Annotated in this window: 10 protein-coding genes; 3 read left to right on the forward strand and 7 right to left on the reverse strand. The window is 64.1% G+C overall.

Annotation, left to right across the window (positions count from 1 at the left end):
- Window positions 1–328: 328 nt before the first annotated feature.
- The 3 genes from AC56LW_RS04235 to AC56LW_RS04245 all read right to left on the reverse strand — a co-directional run bounded on the left by AC56LW_RS04235 (window position 329) and on the right by AC56LW_RS04245 (window position 3227).
- The gene (locus AC56LW_RS04235; protein ID WP_332532444.1) at window positions 329–1330 is read right to left on the reverse strand and encodes a S49 family peptidase; all 1002 of its coding nucleotides are present in this window, start codon (window positions 1328–1330) and stop codon (window positions 329–331) included.
- Window positions 1331–1495: 165 nt separating this feature from the next.
- Complete coding sequence (locus tag AC56LW_RS04240) at window positions 1496–2155, reverse strand: HAD-IA family hydrolase (RefSeq protein WP_183555784.1); 660 nt, start codon at window positions 2153–2155, stop codon at window positions 1496–1498.
- 91 nt (window positions 2156–2246) lie between these two features.
- A complete protein-coding gene (locus tag AC56LW_RS04245; RefSeq protein ID WP_332532445.1) occupies window positions 2247–3227 on the reverse strand; it encodes an RluA family pseudouridine synthase in 981 nt (326 codons plus the stop codon).
- A 661-nt stretch (window positions 3228–3888) separates the two neighbouring features.
- Between AC56LW_RS04245 and AC56LW_RS04250 the strand changes: the two genes are divergently transcribed.
- From AC56LW_RS04250 to moeA, 3 genes are all read left to right on the forward strand, one after another.
- Complete coding sequence (locus AC56LW_RS04250) at window positions 3889–7083, forward strand: Rne/Rng family ribonuclease (RefSeq protein WP_499631973.1); 3195 nt, start codon at window positions 3889–3891, stop codon at window positions 7081–7083.
- A 129-nt stretch (window positions 7084–7212) separates the two neighbouring features.
- The gene (gene moaA / locus AC56LW_RS04255; protein WP_258835385.1) at window positions 7213–8325 is read left to right on the forward strand and encodes a GTP 3',8-cyclase MoaA; all 1113 of its coding nucleotides are present in this window, start codon (window positions 7213–7215) and stop codon (window positions 8323–8325) included.
- 6 nt (window positions 8326–8331) lie between these two features.
- On the forward strand, window positions 8332–10209 hold the full coding sequence (gene moeA, locus AC56LW_RS04260) for a molybdopterin molybdotransferase MoeA (protein ID WP_499631976.1): 1878 nt from the start codon (window positions 8332–8334) through the stop codon (window positions 10207–10209).
- A 170-nt stretch (window positions 10210–10379) separates the two neighbouring features.
- On the opposite strand, the gene AC56LW_RS04265 is transcribed toward moeA, so the two are convergent.
- Genes AC56LW_RS04265 through AC56LW_RS04280 form a run of 4 tightly spaced genes read right to left on the reverse strand, consistent with a single transcriptional unit; the run spans window position 10380 to window position 15674 of the window.
- Window positions 10380–11705, reverse strand: a complete 1326-nt coding sequence (locus AC56LW_RS04265; protein WP_499631979.1) for a DNA recombination protein RmuC — start codon at window positions 11703–11705, stop codon at window positions 10380–10382.
- 4 nt (window positions 11706–11709) lie between these two features.
- Window positions 11710–12111: a group II truncated hemoglobin gene (locus AC56LW_RS04270; RefSeq protein WP_332532450.1), complete on the reverse strand. Its 402-nt coding sequence runs from the start codon at window positions 12109–12111 to the stop codon at window positions 11710–11712.
- Window positions 12112–12113: 2 nt separating this feature from the next.
- Window positions 12114–14645, reverse strand: a complete 2532-nt coding sequence (locus AC56LW_RS04275; protein WP_499631982.1) for an ABC transporter permease — start codon at window positions 14643–14645, stop codon at window positions 12114–12116.
- 21 nt (window positions 14646–14666) lie between these two features.
- Window positions 14667–15674, reverse strand: coding sequence for an adenosine deaminase (locus AC56LW_RS04280; protein WP_499631984.1), 1008 nt, complete (start codon window positions 15672–15674; stop codon window positions 14667–14669).
- Between the last annotated feature and the right edge of the window lie 473 nt (window positions 15675–16147).

Raw genomic sequence — 16147 nt, forward strand, 5'->3', positions numbered from 1 at the left:
GCGTTGAACGCGTGGGCGGGAGAACCCGCCCACCCTACGTCCAACATCGCTTCATGACATGCAAAGGCGAGTTGGACGCATCGATGCACAACTGGTCCACCAAAAGGAAACGACGGCCTGAGCCGTCGTTTCCATTCCCGCCGCGCGCATGCACGCGCCCGGGACAGTCTTACCGCGAGGAATAAAAATTCTCTCGAAAACCGCACAGAGGTGCGGTCGCCAGCGTTCACCGTCCGGGATCAATGGGCAAGCAGCTTGACTGATCCACCGCAGCGTCGGCCACCGTTTCACTATAGCCGCATATCCTCTGGTTTCAAGGACAACATGCTTAGCGCAATTTGGGCACGGCGCTGTGATACGCCGCACGGACGGCGCTCTCGCCCACCGACGCCCCAAATTTCTTCAGCACCCGTTCCGGCAAGCCTTCGTGCGCCGTGTAGTCGACGATGTCTTCGGCCTTGACGATGTCGCGTGCCACCGTATCGACGGTGCCAAAGGCATCGGCCAGGCCCATGTCGACGGCGCGTGCACCGGTCCAGTACAGGCCCGAGAACGTCTCGGGCGTCTCTTTCAGGCGCTTGCCGCGCCCGGCGCGCACTACCGAGATGAACTGCTGGTGGATTTCATTGAGCATGGCCTGGGCATGTTCGCGGTGCTTTTCCGATTGCGGGCTGAACGGATCAAGAAACCCCTTGTTCTCGCCAGCCGTCAGCAGGCGGCGCTCGACACCCAGCTTTTCCATCGTGCCCGTAAAGCCGAAGCTGTCCATCAGCACGCCCACCGAGCCGACGATCGAGGCCTTGTTGACGTAGATACGGTCGGCGGCCGAGGCGATGTAGTAGCCGCCCGAAGCGCAGATCTCGTCGACCACGACATACAGTGGTTTATCGGGATAGCCGCGCTTGAGGCGCTGGATTTCATCGACAATGATGCCGGCCTGCACCGGGCTGCCGCCCGGGCTGTCGATGCGCAGCACGACGGCGGCCGAGCCTGGATCGGAAAACGCCTTGTTCAGCGACGGGATGACGGTGTCGGCCGCGCCGCTGCCTTCGGCTTCGATCTCGCCATTGATTTCGATCAGCGCCGTATGGCGGCCGAGGTTTTCGGTGTCGCCGCTGGCGAAGTTGAAGTCGTAGTAGGCCCACAGGGCCAGCAGCGCCACGATCAGGAAGCCGAGCTTGAAGAAGATGCTCCAGCGGCGCGCAGAGCGGCGCTCCTGGACGGTGGCAAATACCAGTTTCTCGAGCGTGTCGCGCTCCCAGTTGCTCATCGTCGGATTCGACGCGAGCCGGCTGTCGCCGGGTTGGTCAATGCTCGTATGGTCACTCATAAAGTCGGGAAGGTGGACGACGAAACGCCGTCCCCACGCGTCACGCGCGGGGCTGTTCGTGCGGCAATCAGTATATCGTGCCAGCGCCCTCGCGTACGGTCGGCAAGGCCACCCGTACGCCGCTGGTCCACTTCAGCCCGCTCTCAGGCTTCAGTGAGCCCGACCTCAGGCGTGCTCGAGCAGCCAGTCATGCAGCTCGGGGATGTTCTTGGCAGAGAACAGTGGCTGGCAGGCGTGGAGCTGGCTGACCGGATGGGCACCGAACTCCACCGCGATACCGGCCGCGCCGGCATTGGTGGCCATCAGCAGATCGTGCGTGGTGTCGCCGATCATCACCGTGCGCCGCAAATCCTGGCCGAGCTCGCGCGTCAGCTCTTGCAGCATCGCCGGATGCGGCTTGGAGAATGTCTCATCGGCGCAACGTGTTGCATCGAAGATCGACAGCAGCCCGGTCGCATTGAGCGCGCGGTTCAGACCAACCCGGCTCTTGCCGGTCGCCACCGCCAAAAAATAACCTTCGTTCGACAACGCATTGAGCATCTCGGGCACGCCCTTGAACAGCACCAGCTGGTGGTCCTTGGTCAGAAAATGGTGCCGGTAACGCTCGACCATGCGCGGATACAGCGCCGGCTGGATATCGGGCATCACCGCCTGCATCGCTTCGGCCAGGCCGAGGCCGATGACGTGCGCGGCCGACGAGTCGGTTGGCACCGGCAAGCCCAGGTCGCGCGCCGCCGCCTGGATGCACTTGACGATGGCGGCGGTACTGTCCATCAATGTGCCGTCCCAATCGAAGACGATCAGGTCGAATTGTTTTCTAGCCATAATTAGTGGCGGCCAGGCCGCCGGTCCCCTGTTGTTTTTTATTGGTGCGCTGTCGTACTTGCGCGATGTGGTTGCTCTGCGCCTGACGGTATTACACCGGGGCGCCCAGACTTGTCAGGAAGCGCTCACACTCGGCCGGCATCGGCGCGCGCAAGGTCATGCGCTCGCCCGAGTCCGGATGCGTGAACGTGATCTGGTGCGCGTGCAAAAACATGCGCTTGAGCGCGCCACGGCTTTCATTCGCTTTGTGCAATTGCTTGTTGAACGCGAAATCACCGTACTTTTCGTCGCCCAGGATCGGAAAGCCCGACGAGGCCAGGTGCACCCGGATCTGGTGCGTGCGCCCTGTCTTGAGCTCGGCTTCGAGCAAGGCGAAATTGTGCCATTTTTTTAACAAACTGAAAATCGTGTGCGCTTCCTGACCACCGGCCTGGACCAGCACGCGCTTCTCGCCTTCCGCGCTCGTGTATTTATGCAGCGGCAAGCGGATGTGCTGGCGCTTGTTCACCCAGTCGCCTTTCACGGCGGCATAGTAACGCTTGTCGGTCGTGCCTTCGCGCATCTGGTCATGCAGGTGCGTCAGCGCGCTGCGTTTCTTGCCGATCAACAGGAGGCCCGAGGTTTCGCGGTCGAGCCGGTGCACCAGTTCCAGGAACTTCGCTTGCGGGCGCGCGGCGCGCAATTGTTCGATCACGCCATACGACACGCCGGAGCCGCCATGCACGGCCACGCCGCAGGGCTTGTCGATCACGAGCAGGTGCGCGTCTTCATAGACGACGGCAAATTCGGCGCCCGGCGCAGCGTGCTCGGCCGACTTTTCGGCGATGCGGATCGGTGGAATACGGACGGTGTCGCCGGCAACCAGGCGGTACAACTGGTCGATGCGGCCCTTGTTGACACGGACTTCGCCGGAGCGAAGGATGCGGTAAATGTGGCTCTTTGGTACGCCTTTACAGACACGCAACAGGTAGTTGTCGATGCGCTGGCCGGCTTCTTCTTCGTCGATTGTCACGAACTGCGCTTGCAGTGCTGCGGGGGATGAAGGGGGGACACTATCGTTCTGCATTGCCATTCGGTCTGTCTTCCCAGAAATTCTCTCTAAGTCCTTCATTTTGAATATATAATCGACAGGCGGCGGTCAAACCTCTGCTGGTGTAAGAATTAAAATGAAATTTTACACTGGGGCACGCCCCATCGGCCCCGCCAAGTGCAAATTCGATGGAAAGAACGTGTACGCACATCCTTGCGCCAATCAAGGTTGCAACCGATTTGTAATCGGATTGCGCGCAATGATGCCGGATTGGATTGTCAGGATTCTTAAGGATAAGTACCAGCAAGCATCCTTAACAAAGTGCTTGCCGGTTGATGGTGTCGATAACGCTTGTCGTTTTCGCCGACCCCGCTGCTGCAGCATCCACACCGCTTGAGCAAGGCTGTCTCTTCGCCTCCAGGCCGGTCGGTTGCTGGCGCCCAGGGTCGGCTGGCTGTGGCACACCCTCCCTTGTTCGTTGCTGTGCCAACCCCAAAGTGGTGGCAGGTAACGGACAAAAGTTGCGGCGTGTTTAGACAATGACGTTCGGCCCCACAGCGCCCCGTTGCGGCAGCGAAATTACTTTGCTGTACCGCACGCCCGGGCATACCCCCTCCTGTCACCCGTCCCCGCATACATCCCTGTAGCTGCGCCGCCCGCGAGGGCGGCCTTCACACGGCCCCCGGGTCACGGAGTACTAAAAATGAAACGCATGTTGTTTAACGCGACGCAGCAAGAAGAGCTGCGCGTCGCTATTGTCGATGGCCAGAAGCTGATCGACATCGATATCGAGACTGCCGGTCGCGAACAGCGCAAGTCGAATATCTACAAGGGTGTCATCACCCGCATCGAACCCTCCCTCGAAGCCTGCTTCGTCAGCTACGGCGAAGACCGCCACGGTTTCCTCCCCTTCAAAGAAGTCGCCCGCACGTATTTCCGTGAAGGTGTTGACGTGCGCAATTGCTCCATCAAGGAAGCACTGCGCGAAGGCCAGGAAATCATGGTCCAGGTCGAAAAAGAAGAACGCGGCAACAAGGGCGCTGCCCTGACTTCGTTCATTTCGCTGGCCGGCCGCTACCTCGTCCTGATGCCGAACAACCCGCGTGGCGGCGGCGTCTCGCGCCGCGTCGAAGGCGAAGAGCGCCAGGAACTGCGCGAAACGATGGACAAGCTCGACCTGCCGCAAGGCATGTCGGTGATTGCCCGCACTGCCGGCATCGGCCGCAATGTCGAAGAGCTGCAGTGGGACTTGAACTACCTGATGCAACTGTGGCGCGCGATCGAAGGCGCCGGCAAGTCGTCCAACGGCGCGTTCCTGATCTATCAGGAATCGTCGCTCGTCATCCGCGCGATCCGCGATTACTTCCAGCCGGACATCGGCGAAGTGCTGATCGACACCGACGAAATCTATGAGCAGGCGCAGCAGTTCATGAGCCACGTGATGCCCGACATGGCGCACCGCGTGAAGCGTTACAGCGACGACGTGCCGCTGTTCTCGCGTTTCCAGATCGAACACCAGATCGAAACCGCCTACGCGCGCACCGTGCCGCTGCCATCGGGCGGCGCCATCGTGATCGACCACACCGAAGCGCTGGTCTCGATCGACGTCAACTCGGCCCGCGCCACGCGCGGTTCGGACATCGAAACGACCGCCTTCAACACCAACTGCGAAGCAGCCGACGAAGTGGCGCGCCAGTTGCGCCTGCGCGATCTGGGCGGCCTGATCGTGATCGACTTCATCGACATGGAAGTGGCCAAGAACCAGCGCGAAGTCGAACAGCGCCTCAAGGATGCGCTGCACCATGACCGCGCCCGCGTTCAGATGGGCAAGATTTCGCGCTTCGGTCTGATGGAACTGTCGCGCCAGCGCCTGCGTCCGTCGCTGTCCGAAGGCTCCCACGTGACCTGCCCGCGCTGCTCGGGCACCGGCCACATCCGCGATACCGAATCGTCGGCCCTGCAAGTCCTGCGCATCATCCAGGAAGAGGCGATGAAGGAAAATTCGGCCGCCATCCACGTGCAGGTGCCCGTCGATGTCGCTGCTTTCCTGCTGAACGAAAAGCGTGGCGAAGTGCTCAAGATCGAGAACCGCCACCGCATCACCGTGATCCTGATCCCGAACAAGCATCTGGACACGCCGCATTACAAGCTCGAGCGCATCAAGCACGACGATCCACGCCTCGAAGACGCACACGCCAGCTACGCGATGGCCGAGTCGGCCGATACCGACATGGCCTACGCGAAGCGCCAGAAAGAAGAAGCCAAGCCGCGCCAGGAAGCCGTCGTCAAGACGATCACCCCGGCCCAGCCTGCGCCGCTGGTCGACCGCAGCGAAGCGGCCAAGCCAGCCAAGCCCGCCGCCGCCCCTTCTGTTGCGGTGCCCGTGGCTGCACCGGTGGAAGAAGAAGGTTTCTTCGCCAAGCTGCGCAACTTCTTCTTTGGCAAGCCAGAACCAAAAGGCGCCGCACCCGCCGTGCTGGTGGAAGTGCCTGTCACCACCCCTGCGCAGGCAGAGCGCGACCGCAACAACCGCACCAAGAATGGCCGCACCGGTGGCCGTCCAGGTGGCAAGCCAGGCCGTGAACGCGAAGAGCGCGAGCCGGTTGCCAAGGCGGCCGCACCGGGCGAAGAGCTGGCCAAGGGCCCGGACGCCGAAGCGCGTCCACCACGCCCGCCGCGTCCTCCACGTCCACCGCGCGAAGGCCGCGAGCCGCGTGAACCACGCGAGCCGGCCGACGCCGCGCCACGTGCCGAAGGCGCCGAGCGTCCGGAACGTGGCGAGCGTCCTGAACGCGGCGAGCGCAAAGAGCGCCAGCCACGCCAGCCGCGCGAGCGCACCGAGCGTACCGAACGCACCACCCAGGTCATCGAAGCCAAGCTCGACGAAATCAATGTCAGCCAGGTGATGTCGAACACCACCGTCGCCGTGACCACCACCGGTCCGGAAGGCAGCCAGGAAGTCGTGCAGCAAGTCATCAAATCGGTGACCACGATCGGCCCCGATGGCGAAGAAGTCGAGATGGATGGCGACGAGCCACGCCGTCGTCGTCGTCGCGGTGGCCGTAACCGCAACCGTCGCGATCGTGATCAGATCGAAGGCGAAGGCGGCGAAGGCAACGAAGACGCACCAGCGTTCGCGCCGGTAGCGGACGAAGAAGTGGCCAAGGTGGCAGCCGCTGCCCGCGCCGCGAAGGGCAAGCAGGCGCAGTCCGGTGCCCAGGCGCCGTGGCCGTTCCCGACCTCGGCATCGATCGCTGCCAAGGATGATGCGGCGCAAGCTGCAGCTGCAGCACCAGCGCCCGCAACTGCGCCGGTGGTTGCGCAAGCGGCGCCGGTCGAAGGCAATATGTTCCCGACGTCGGCATCGATGGCGGCAACGACGGCTGATGTGGCGCCTGCCAATGTCGAGCCGGTCAACTTCCCGACGGCGGCATCGATGGGGGCGTCGGCAGAGGTTTCGGCACCAGCATCGGCACCGGCATCGACCGAGCCGGTCATGTTCCCGACGGCGGCGTCGGTGGCGGCTGAACATGTTGCTGAACCGGTCATGGCCGGGGCTGCGCCTGCACCAGCGCCTGTCGAGCCGGCGCCGGTGGTGGAAGTCGCCCCTGCGCCAGTTGTCGAGCCTGTTACAGCCGTGGCAGTCGAGCCAGCGCCAGTGGCAGCAGCGGAAGTGACCACGGCGCCTGCGCCAGTGGCTGCTACCCCTGCGCCAAAGCTGGACGACATGCTGGCCGAAGCGGGCCTGCAACTGGCCGCGACCGATCCTGAAAAGCTGCGCGCCGCCCAGGCCGCAGCAGCACAGGCGGCCACGCCGGTGCGCGTTGGCCGTGCCCGCAAGCCGGTCGTCGTGCCGGTCGACGAGCCGCTGGTACAGGTCGATACCAGCCGTCAGTAAGCACCAGGTAGTACATCCGGCGTACGTCGCCCCTCGCGCAGGCGCGAACAACGTACGCCGGACCCCATCCCTTCTCTCCATGCAGCAGCGCGCCCGGCAGTATTCCCGGGCGCATGCTATCGTATTGGAATGGCTGAAAAAATCATCCTTATCAATGACCTGCGCTCATCGAAGCTGCGGGTCCCGGCCGTGCCGGAAGCACCTACGGGCCTGCTGAGCGATGCGCTCGGCCGGCCGCTGCACGACTTGCGCATTTCCGTCACTGACCGCTGCAATTTCCGCTGCGTGTATTGCATGCCGAAGGAAGTGTTCGACAAGGATTACCAATACCTGCCACACGGCGACCTGCTGTCGTTCGAAGAGATCACGCGCGTCGCGCGCCTGTTCGTCGCGCATGGCGTCGAAAAGCTGCGCCTGACGGGTGGCGAGCCGCTGCTGCGCAAGAATCTCGAACGCCTGGTCGGCATGCTGCGCGCGTTGCCCACGCCCAGTGGCCGTCCGCTCGACCTCACCTTGACGACCAACGGCTCGATCCTGGCGCGCAAGGCGCAAGCCCTGAAAGATGCAGGGCTGGACCGGGTCACGGTCTCGCTCGACGCGCTCGACGACGGCGTGTTCCGCAGCATGAACGATGTCGATTTTTCAGTGGCCGATGTGCTGCACGGCATCGATACCGCGCATGCCGTGGGCCTGGGGCCGGTCAAGGTCAATATGGTCGTCAAGGGCGGCACCAACGTCGACCAGATCCTGCCAATGGCGCGCCACTTCAAGGGCTCGCCGACGATCCTGCGCTTCATCGAATTCATGGATGTGGGCGCATCGAACGGCTGGGACATGCGCGACGTCGTGCCGTCGGGCGACGTGGTGCGCCGCATCTCGGCCGAGCTGCCGCTGGTACCGGTGGCGGCCAATTACAGTGGCGAGACCGCATCGCGCTGGCGCTACGTCGATGGCGACGGCGAAATCGGTGTGATTTCCAGCGTCACGCAGGCGTTCTGTGGTGACTGCAGCCGTCTGCGTCTGTCGACCGAAGGCAAGCTGTATACCTGCCTGTTTGCCACGCGCGGCCACGATATGCGCGCGCTGCTGCGCGAAGGGCACGACGATCTGGCACTCAGTGGCGCCATCGCGCAACTGTGGCGCGGTCGGGCTGACCGCTATTCCGAAACCCGCTCGGCTGAGACAGGTACCGGCCAGCTGGATGGGCCGCGGCGGGTTGAAATGTCGTATATCGGTGGCTAATTGACGATGCAAGCACACTTGATCAGCGGATTGGTTCTGGCGGGCGGGCGTGGCTCGCGCATGGGCAACGTGGACAAGGGCTTGCAGCCGTTCAATTCCAGCACCATGGTCGAGCACGTGCTGGCGCGGCTGCGGCCACAGGTGGGGCCGCTGGCGATCAGCGCCAACCGTAATCTCGACACGTACCGCGCGTTTGGCGCGATGGTGCTGACTGACGAGATGGCGGATTTTCCGGGCCCGCTGGCCGGGCTCGAAACGGGCTTGCGCCACTGCGCCACGCCGTATCTGCTGACGGTGCCATGCGATTCCCCATTCCTGCCACCCGATCTGGCCGCGCGCCTGTTCGCTGCGCTCCAGGAGCACGACGCCGACGTGGCCTATGCCGCGACGCAAGAAGCAGGCATGCTGGTCCAGCCACATCCGGTGTTCTGCCTGGTGCGCGCTGACCGGCTGGCTTCGTTGTCAGCCTATCTCGCGGGCAGCGGTCGCAGCGTCGAGGGCTGGTTGCGCGATCTCAACGCGGTCGAGGTCGTATTCGATGACGCCGACGCGTTCCGCAACATCAACACGCTCGACGAGCTGCGCAGGCTCGAACAACCCGCCTTCCCTGCCAGCCTGGCTCAGGTGGCCAGTTGCATCAATGGCTATGATCCGGACGCCCTGCGGGTGCGCGACGCCCAGCGCATCATCCGCGAATTCGTCCAGCCGGTGCGCGCCGTCGAGATGGTGGCGCTGCGCGCAAGCCTGGGCCGCGTGCTGGCGCGCGACCTGGTCTCGCCGATCAACGTACCGGCGCACGACAATTCGGCAATGGACGGCTACGCACTGCGCGGCGCCGACCTGCCGCAGGCTGGCGTGGCGACGTTCAAGGTGGTCGATATTGTCTATGCGGGCAAGCCGTCCGCTGTCGTGCCCGGCCCCGGTGAGTGCGTGCGCATCATGACGGGCGGCGTGATGCCGGCCGGTTGCGACAGCGTGCTGCCGCAGGAATTTACCGACAGCGGCGACGATGTCGCCATGACCGTGCGCGCCGGCGCCATCCGCGCCGGCGACAACCGCCGGCTGGCCGGCGAAGATTTGAAAGCCGGCAGCGCAGCCCTGAAGGCCGGCCGCATCATCCGGCCATCCGACCTGGGCCTGTGCGCATCGCTGGGCTTTGCCGAAATCCCCGTGCAACGGCGCCTGCGCGTGGCGTTCTTCTCGACTGGCGACGAGCTGCGCTCGATCGGCGAGCCGCTGGACGAAGGCTGCGTCTACGACAGCAACCGCTATACGATCTACGGCATGCTCCAGCGCCTGGGCTGCGAGATCATCGACATGGGCGTCGTGCGCGACAGCCCGGAAGCACTGGAAGACGCGCTGCGCACCGCCTGCGAAAACGCCGACGCGATCATCACGTCGGGCGGCGTCTCGGTCGGCGCGGCTGACTACACCAAACAGGTCATGGCGCAGCTGGGCGACGTGACATTCTGGAAAGTGGGCATGCGCCCAGGCCGACCACTGGCATTCGGGCGCGTCACATCGAACGGCCGCAGAGCCTTCCTGTTCGGCCTGCCGGGCAATCCGGTGGCGGTGATGGTGTCGTTCTACTTCTTCGCGCGCGACGCGCTGCTGCAGATGATGGGCGCCAACGCCCCACTGCCGCTGCTGCAGGCACGCTCGTCCGAAGCAATCCGCAAAAAACCAGGCCGCACCGAATACCAGCGCGGCATCGTCGCACGCAGCGCCGACGGCACGCCCGAAGTCCGCCTCACCGGCGCCCAAGGCTCCGGCATCCTGCGCTCAATGTCCGAAGCCAACTGCATGGTCGTACTGCACGACGAGCAAGGCAGCGTGGCCGCCGGCGACATGGTCGACATCCTGCCATTCGAAGGCCTGTTCTAACCCGCTAGACGCACCGCCACACCTACCGCAACCACCAAGTTGTTGCCCCCAGACCCTTACAAAACAATTAGGGTCAGAGTCGAATTGTTTGACAACATTGGGTAATTGCCCATTAATTCTACTCTGACCCTGATTGTTTTTGTGACCTGGGGGACATTGTAGGGGTGCTGTCAGTCTTCGCGTTCCAGGCCGTCAGAGCCCAGGAGTAATTGGGCGGCATCGCTTGGGAGGGCTTCGACGGATTTGAGCTTGCGGGCCATCTGGCGGCTGCGCACCTCGGCGTTTTCGATGTTTTTGGCGGCGCGTTCCAGCGTTGTTTTCGTTGCGGCCAGCACGTCGCCGAACTTGGTGAATTCGGTTTTGACTGCGCCCAGCACTTGCCACACTTCGGATGAGCGTTTTTCCAGCGCCAGCGTGCGGAAACCCATTTGCAGGCTGTTGAGTAAGGCGCTCAGCGTCGACGGGCCGGCGATTGTCACGCGCAGCGTGCGCTGCAGGTCGTCCGCCAGGCCAGGGCGACGCATCACTTCGGCGTACAGGCCTTCGGTCGGCAGGAACAGGATCGCGAAATCCGTCGTCTGTGGCGGCGAGACGTATTTGTCGCAGATGGTTTGCGCCTCGCGCCGCACTGCCCGTTCCAGCTCGGCGCCAGCGCGGATGACGCCTTCGGCGTCCGCAATGTCGGCTGCGGCCTGTAGGCGTTCGTACTGCTCTTTCGGGAACTTGGCGTCGATCGGCAGCCACAACGGCGCGCCGCCGTCGACGGTGCCCGGCAGCTTAATCGCAAACTCTACCCGCGCGTTCGAGCCCGCCACCGTCTCGACGTTCTTCGCATACTGCTCGACCGTCAGCACCTGCTCGAGCAGCATCTCCAGCTGCACCTCGCCCCACGTGCCGCGCGTCTTCACGTTCGTGAGCACGCGCTTGAGGTCACCCACGCCGATGGCCAGCTGCTGCATCTCGCCCAGGCCCTGGTGGACTTTTTCCAGCCGCTCGGACACCTGGCGGAACGATTCGGTCAGCCGCGTTTCCAGCGTCGCATGCAGCTTTTCGTCGACCGTCTGACGCATCTCTTCCAGGCGCTTGCCATTGTCGGCCTGCAGGTCGCGGATCTTCGACTCAAGCGTGTTACGCACTTCGAGCATGCGCTGGGCGTTCGATTCGGTCAGGTTGCCCAGCGTTTGCTGCAGCGTGTCGGCAAAGCGCTTGAGCGCGCGCGCCTGCTCTTCGCGCCCGCTGCTCGATTGCAGCTGCATCTGCTGACGCATGCTGTCAAATTGCTGGACGGAGGCATTGTGGTACTGGGCCAGGTGGCCGGCGGTTTCCTGGCGCGTCGATTGCGCGCTGGCCTGCAGTTCCTGGCGCAGCTCGCGCTCGAGCCGTTCGATGTGCGCGCCGTTGCCGTCGCCGCTGCCGCGCAGGCGCAGCAAGACCAGCACCAGCAACGCGATGATGAGCGCGAGGCCCACCAGGATCAGGATTTCTGCTGTGGTCATCGTGTCAATCGGCCTTGTTGCGCATCCAGTCGGCGGTCTCGAAGAACGACGTCAGCAGACGCACCCGCAGCGCCTCGTCATAGCCCAGGTCTTCCATCGCCCACGCCATCGCGCGCAGCCACGCGTCGCGCTCCTTGGTGCCGATCGCGTACGGCAGGTGGCGCGCGCGCAGGCGCGGATGGCCGTAGCGTTCGATATACAGGTCGGGGCCGCCCATCCACCCGGACAGGAACATGAACAGCTTGTCACGCGAGCTGTCGTTGGGCACCGGATGCATGACGTGAATATTGGCGAACTCCGACTCCAGCTGCATCAGGTCATAAAAACGATCGACCAGCGCGCGCAGGCGCTCGGCGCCGCCCATGATCTCGTACAGCGTTGGCGTGTCGGCTTGCGTATCCTGCATGCTCACGCCTCCCGCAACGTCTGCAGCGGCGGCTGACGCAGCACGCCGCGCAGGCCGAACCAGCCGCCGACGATCGCGCACAGGATGCCCACCACCAGGCCAGCGAGCCACACGCCCGGCGCGAACGTCCACGGGAATTTGAATTGGTACGTCGCCAGCGCCCAGCCCAGCGCCGCAGCGCCCGTCGCGGCGAGAAGACCAGACAGCCCGCCCACCAGCACGAACTCGATCCGCTGCGCCCGCGCCAGTTGCTGGCGCGTCGCGCCCAGCGCCCGCAGCAGGCCACCTTCACGCGTGCGCTCGGAGGTCGATCCCATCAACGCCGCATACAGCACCAGCACGCCCGAGGCCAGCGTGAACAGGAACAGGAATTCGACCGCGACCACCACCTGGTCCAGCACGTCCTGCAACTGGCGGATGATGCCCGAGACGTCGACCACAGTCAGGTTCGGGTACGCGCGCGTGAGCGCATTGCCCAGGTTCGCGCCTTCGGCCGGCACGTGGAACGCCGTCATGTAGGTGGTCGGCGCGTTGGCCATCGCCGCCGGATTGATGATGACGAAGAAGTTGGCGCGCATCGAGCCCCATTCGAGCTTGCGCACGCTGGTGATCTTCGCGTCCACCATCAGCCCCGCCATATCGAAGCGCAGGCTGTCGCCCAGTTTCAGGCCAAGGCGGTCCATGATGCTTTTCTCGACCGACGCTTCGGCCAGGCCGGGCGCATCCTTGAACCACGCGCCTTCGACGACCTCGTTCCCCTCCGGCAGCGCATTGGTGGTCGACAGGTTGAATTCGCGGTTGGCCAGGCGGCGCGCCTCGCCATCGGCAAAGGTGTCGCTCTTGATGGCGGCGCCGTTGATCGCCGTGAGGCGCCCGCGGATCATCGGAAACAGCACCGGCTCCTTCACGTTGGCCGCCTGCAGCTGGTCTTCGACGCCCTTCGTCTGCTCGGGCAGGATGTTGATCACGAAGCGATTCGGCGCATCGGCCGGCGTGGCCGACTGCCAGGCCGCCATCAGGTCACCCCGCACGACGGTCAACAGCAGCAGCGCCATCAGGCCCAGCGACAGCGAGACCACCTGCACGACCGTGGCGCCGGGCCGGCGCTGCAGCGACGTGACGGCAAAGCGCCAGGCCTGCTGCGGGAACAGGTTGCGCATGCGGCGCAACAGCTTGAGGCCCAGCCAGGCCACGAGCGCAAACACCGCGAAGCCGCCGAGGAAGCCCCCGGCCGTGATCAGCGCCAGCGTCAGGTCACGCGCCTGCCAGTAAAGCAGCAGGACGAAGGCGCCCACGCCCAGGCCATAGGTCACCAGTGCGGCCGGTTGCGGCGCGCCGGCTTCGCGCCGGATCACGCGGTTGTGCGGCACATTGCGCAATTGCAGAATCGGCGGCAGCGCAAAGCCCACCAGCAGCAGCATGCCGGTGGCCACGCCCTGCAGCGCCGGCAGGATCGAGACCGGCGGCAGTTCGGTGCGGATCAGCGATGCAATCAGTTCGAGCAGCACGAAGTGCGCCCCAAAACCCACCAGCACACCGAGCACGCTGCCCAGCAAGCCGACGAGGGCGAATTCGGTCACGTACATCACGGTGACCTGGTTCTGGGTCAGGCCCAGGCAGCGCAGCATGGCGCAGGCATCCAGGTGGCGGCTCATGAAACGGCGCGCCGCCATCGCCACGGCCACCGCCGCCAGCATCGCCGATAACAGGCCCACGAGCGACAAAAACAAACCGGCCCGATCGAGCGTCGCGCGCATTTCGGGACGCCCATTTTCTAACGTCTCGATGCGCACGCCCTTGAGGTTGCCGTCCCTGATCTGCGCGCGCAGCCAGGTTTCGTAGGCCTTGATGGCCGCCAGGTCGTTGCGGTTGGTCGAGGCAATCTGCAGCCTGAAGTCCACGCGCGCGAAATCGTCCACCAGGCCCGTGGCCTTCAGATCGGCCATCGACAGCATCACGCGCGGCGCGAAGTTCGCGAACGACGCGCCTTTATCGGGCTCGGTGGCGATCAGCTGCGTGATGCGCAACTGGCTGTTGCCCAGCGTGAGCATGCCGCCCACCTGCGTGGACAGCTGCGCGAGCAGGCCCGGATCGACCCACACGGTGCCGGGCGCCGGCACGGCGCGCGTCGGTTCGCCGCGCGCGCCACTGGCCGCGACCGGGTCGGTCGTGATCTTCATCTGGCCGCGCAGCGGATAGCCTGTTGATACCGCCTTGATCGACGAGAGCTGCGCCAGCGAATCATCGCCCTCGCCTGCCTGCGCCATGCTCGGGAAAGTGACGGTGTCGGCCAGCAGCAGGCCGCGCCGCGCCGCTTCATCGCGCCAGGCCTGGGGCACCGGGTCATCGGTCTTGACCAGAAGGTCGGCGCCCAGCAATTGGTGCGCGTCGCGGTCCATGCCGGCGCGCATGCGGTCAGTGAAAAAGCCGACCGACGTGAGCGCCGCCACGGCGACGATGAGCGCCACCAGCAGGAAGCGCAGTTCACCGGCGCGCCAGTCGCGCGCCGTCATGCGAAGTGCCTGGACGAACATGGCGTCGCTCCGTGGTTAAGGTCAGGCGTTGGCGAAGAAGTCGTCGACTTCGGCCAGGAAGGCGCGCTTGCGCTCCGGGTCGATGAAGGCGGCCTGGAAGCTGTTGCGCGCCAGTTGCCGCGCGTGCTTCACATCCAGCGGCAAGGCGTCGAAGGCAGCGAAGTAGTTCTCGTTGACGTAGCCGCCGAAATAGGCCGGATCGTCCGAGTTGACCGTGACGGCCAGGCCAGCGTCGAGCAAGGTGCGCAGATTGTGCGACCCCATGACATCGAACACGCGCAGCTTGATGTTCGACAGCGGGCATACGGTCAGCGCCATCTGCTCGCGCACCAGGCGCTCGACCAGCGCCGGGCTTTCCAGGCTGCGCACGCCGTGGTCGATGCGCTCGACCTTGAGCACGTCGAGTGCGCTTTCGATATAGGCCGGCGGGCCTTCTTCGCCGGCATGCGCGACCAGGCGCAGGCCCAGATTGCGGGCACGCTCGAACACGCGCGCGAACTTCTCGGGTGGATGGCCGACCTCGGACGAATCCAGGCCCACGCCGATGAACTTGTCGCGGTACGGCAGCGACTCGTCCAGCGTGGCGATCGCGTCGTCTTCCGACAGGTGACGCAGGAAGCACATGATCAGTTCAGCGCTCAGCGGCGCATCCTGGCAGGCGCGCCAGATGCCGTTGATGACGGTCTCGAACGGCACGCCGCGCGCGGTGTGCGTCTGCGGGTCGAAGAAGATTTCGGTGTGGCGGACATTGTCGGCATGGGCGCGCGCCAGGTAGGCGGCGGTCATGTCATAAAAGTCCTGCTCGGTCAGCAGCACGCTGGCGCCTGCATAATAAATGTCGAGGAACGATTGCAGATCGCTGAAAGCGTAGGCGTCGCGCAACGCTTCGACCGAGGCATAGGCCAGCTGGACGTTGTTTCTTTGTGCCAGAGCAAAAATCAGTTCTGGCTCGAGCGAGCCCTCGATATGGATGTGCAGTTCAGCCTTGGGCATGTTCTGCAGCAGGGTGCGCAAGCGATCGTCAAGCATGGTGTTCTCCAACAGGTGTTCAGTGAATAAGGTCGCGTTGAGGCGACCGGCAAGTGTAACGCATGCGTGCAATCGGCTCATGCCATAGCGAAAAAGCGTGAGTTCATCATGGAGCCGCGCACGATGCGCGTGCACCGCCTGTTGTACCGTTGACGAAAACTCGCTACGCTTTGCAGCACGGCCCGCACGCACGTATGGCGAAGGTAAAAAGCCAACTTTTTGTAGTTGAATCAAGCACTTGTTACCACTTCATCAGGTCGTGCAACACGACTTTGACTTCGGAAACTATTAGGCACATAATAAATTTCAGTAACGCAAAAAGACGCTCTCCACACTGCGGTTAGTTCGATATTTCCGGATCGACAACAAGCAATCGCACGCGCACCATCCACGACGCCGACCACACTGGCGCCGCACGTGACGACCGAACAAGGAGTACGCCAAAAATAACCGGGCCCCCGGGCAGCGCCATG

The organism is Telluria sp. LT2P80 (assembly GCF_059685955.1).

What these genes read in the sequence shown, in the direction of transcription:
- AC56LW_RS04235 (WP_332532444.1), bottom strand. Translation starts at nt 1,330, where the DNA reads ATGAGTGACCATACGAGCATTGACCAACCCGGCGACAGCCGGCTCGCG.
- AC56LW_RS04240 (WP_183555784.1), bottom strand. Translation starts at nt 2,155, where the DNA reads ATGGCTAGAAAACAATTCGACCTGATCGTCTTCGATTGGGACGGCACA.
- AC56LW_RS04245 (WP_332532445.1), bottom strand. Translation starts at nt 3,227, where the DNA reads ATGGCAATGCAGAACGATAGTGTCCCCCCTTCATCCCCCGCAGCACTG.
- AC56LW_RS04250 (WP_499631973.1), top strand. Translation starts at nt 3,889, where the DNA reads ATGAAACGCATGTTGTTTAACGCGACGCAGCAAGAAGAGCTGCGCGTC.
- moaA (WP_258835385.1), top strand. Translation starts at nt 7,213, where the DNA reads ATGGCTGAAAAAATCATCCTTATCAATGACCTGCGCTCATCGAAGCTG.
- moeA (WP_499631976.1), top strand. Translation starts at nt 8,332, where the DNA reads ATGCAAGCACACTTGATCAGCGGATTGGTTCTGGCGGGCGGGCGTGGC.
- AC56LW_RS04265 (WP_499631979.1), bottom strand. Translation starts at nt 11,705, where the DNA reads ATGACCACAGCAGAAATCCTGATCCTGGTGGGCCTCGCGCTCATCATC.
- AC56LW_RS04270 (WP_332532450.1), bottom strand. Translation starts at nt 12,111, where the DNA reads ATGCAGGATACGCAAGCCGACACGCCAACGCTGTACGAGATCATGGGC.
- AC56LW_RS04275 (WP_499631982.1), bottom strand. Translation starts at nt 14,645, where the DNA reads ATGTTCGTCCAGGCACTTCGCATGACGGCGCGCGACTGGCGCGCCGGT.
- AC56LW_RS04280 (WP_499631984.1), bottom strand. Translation starts at nt 15,674, where the DNA reads ATGCTTGACGATCGCTTGCGCACCCTGCTGCAGAACATGCCCAAGGCT.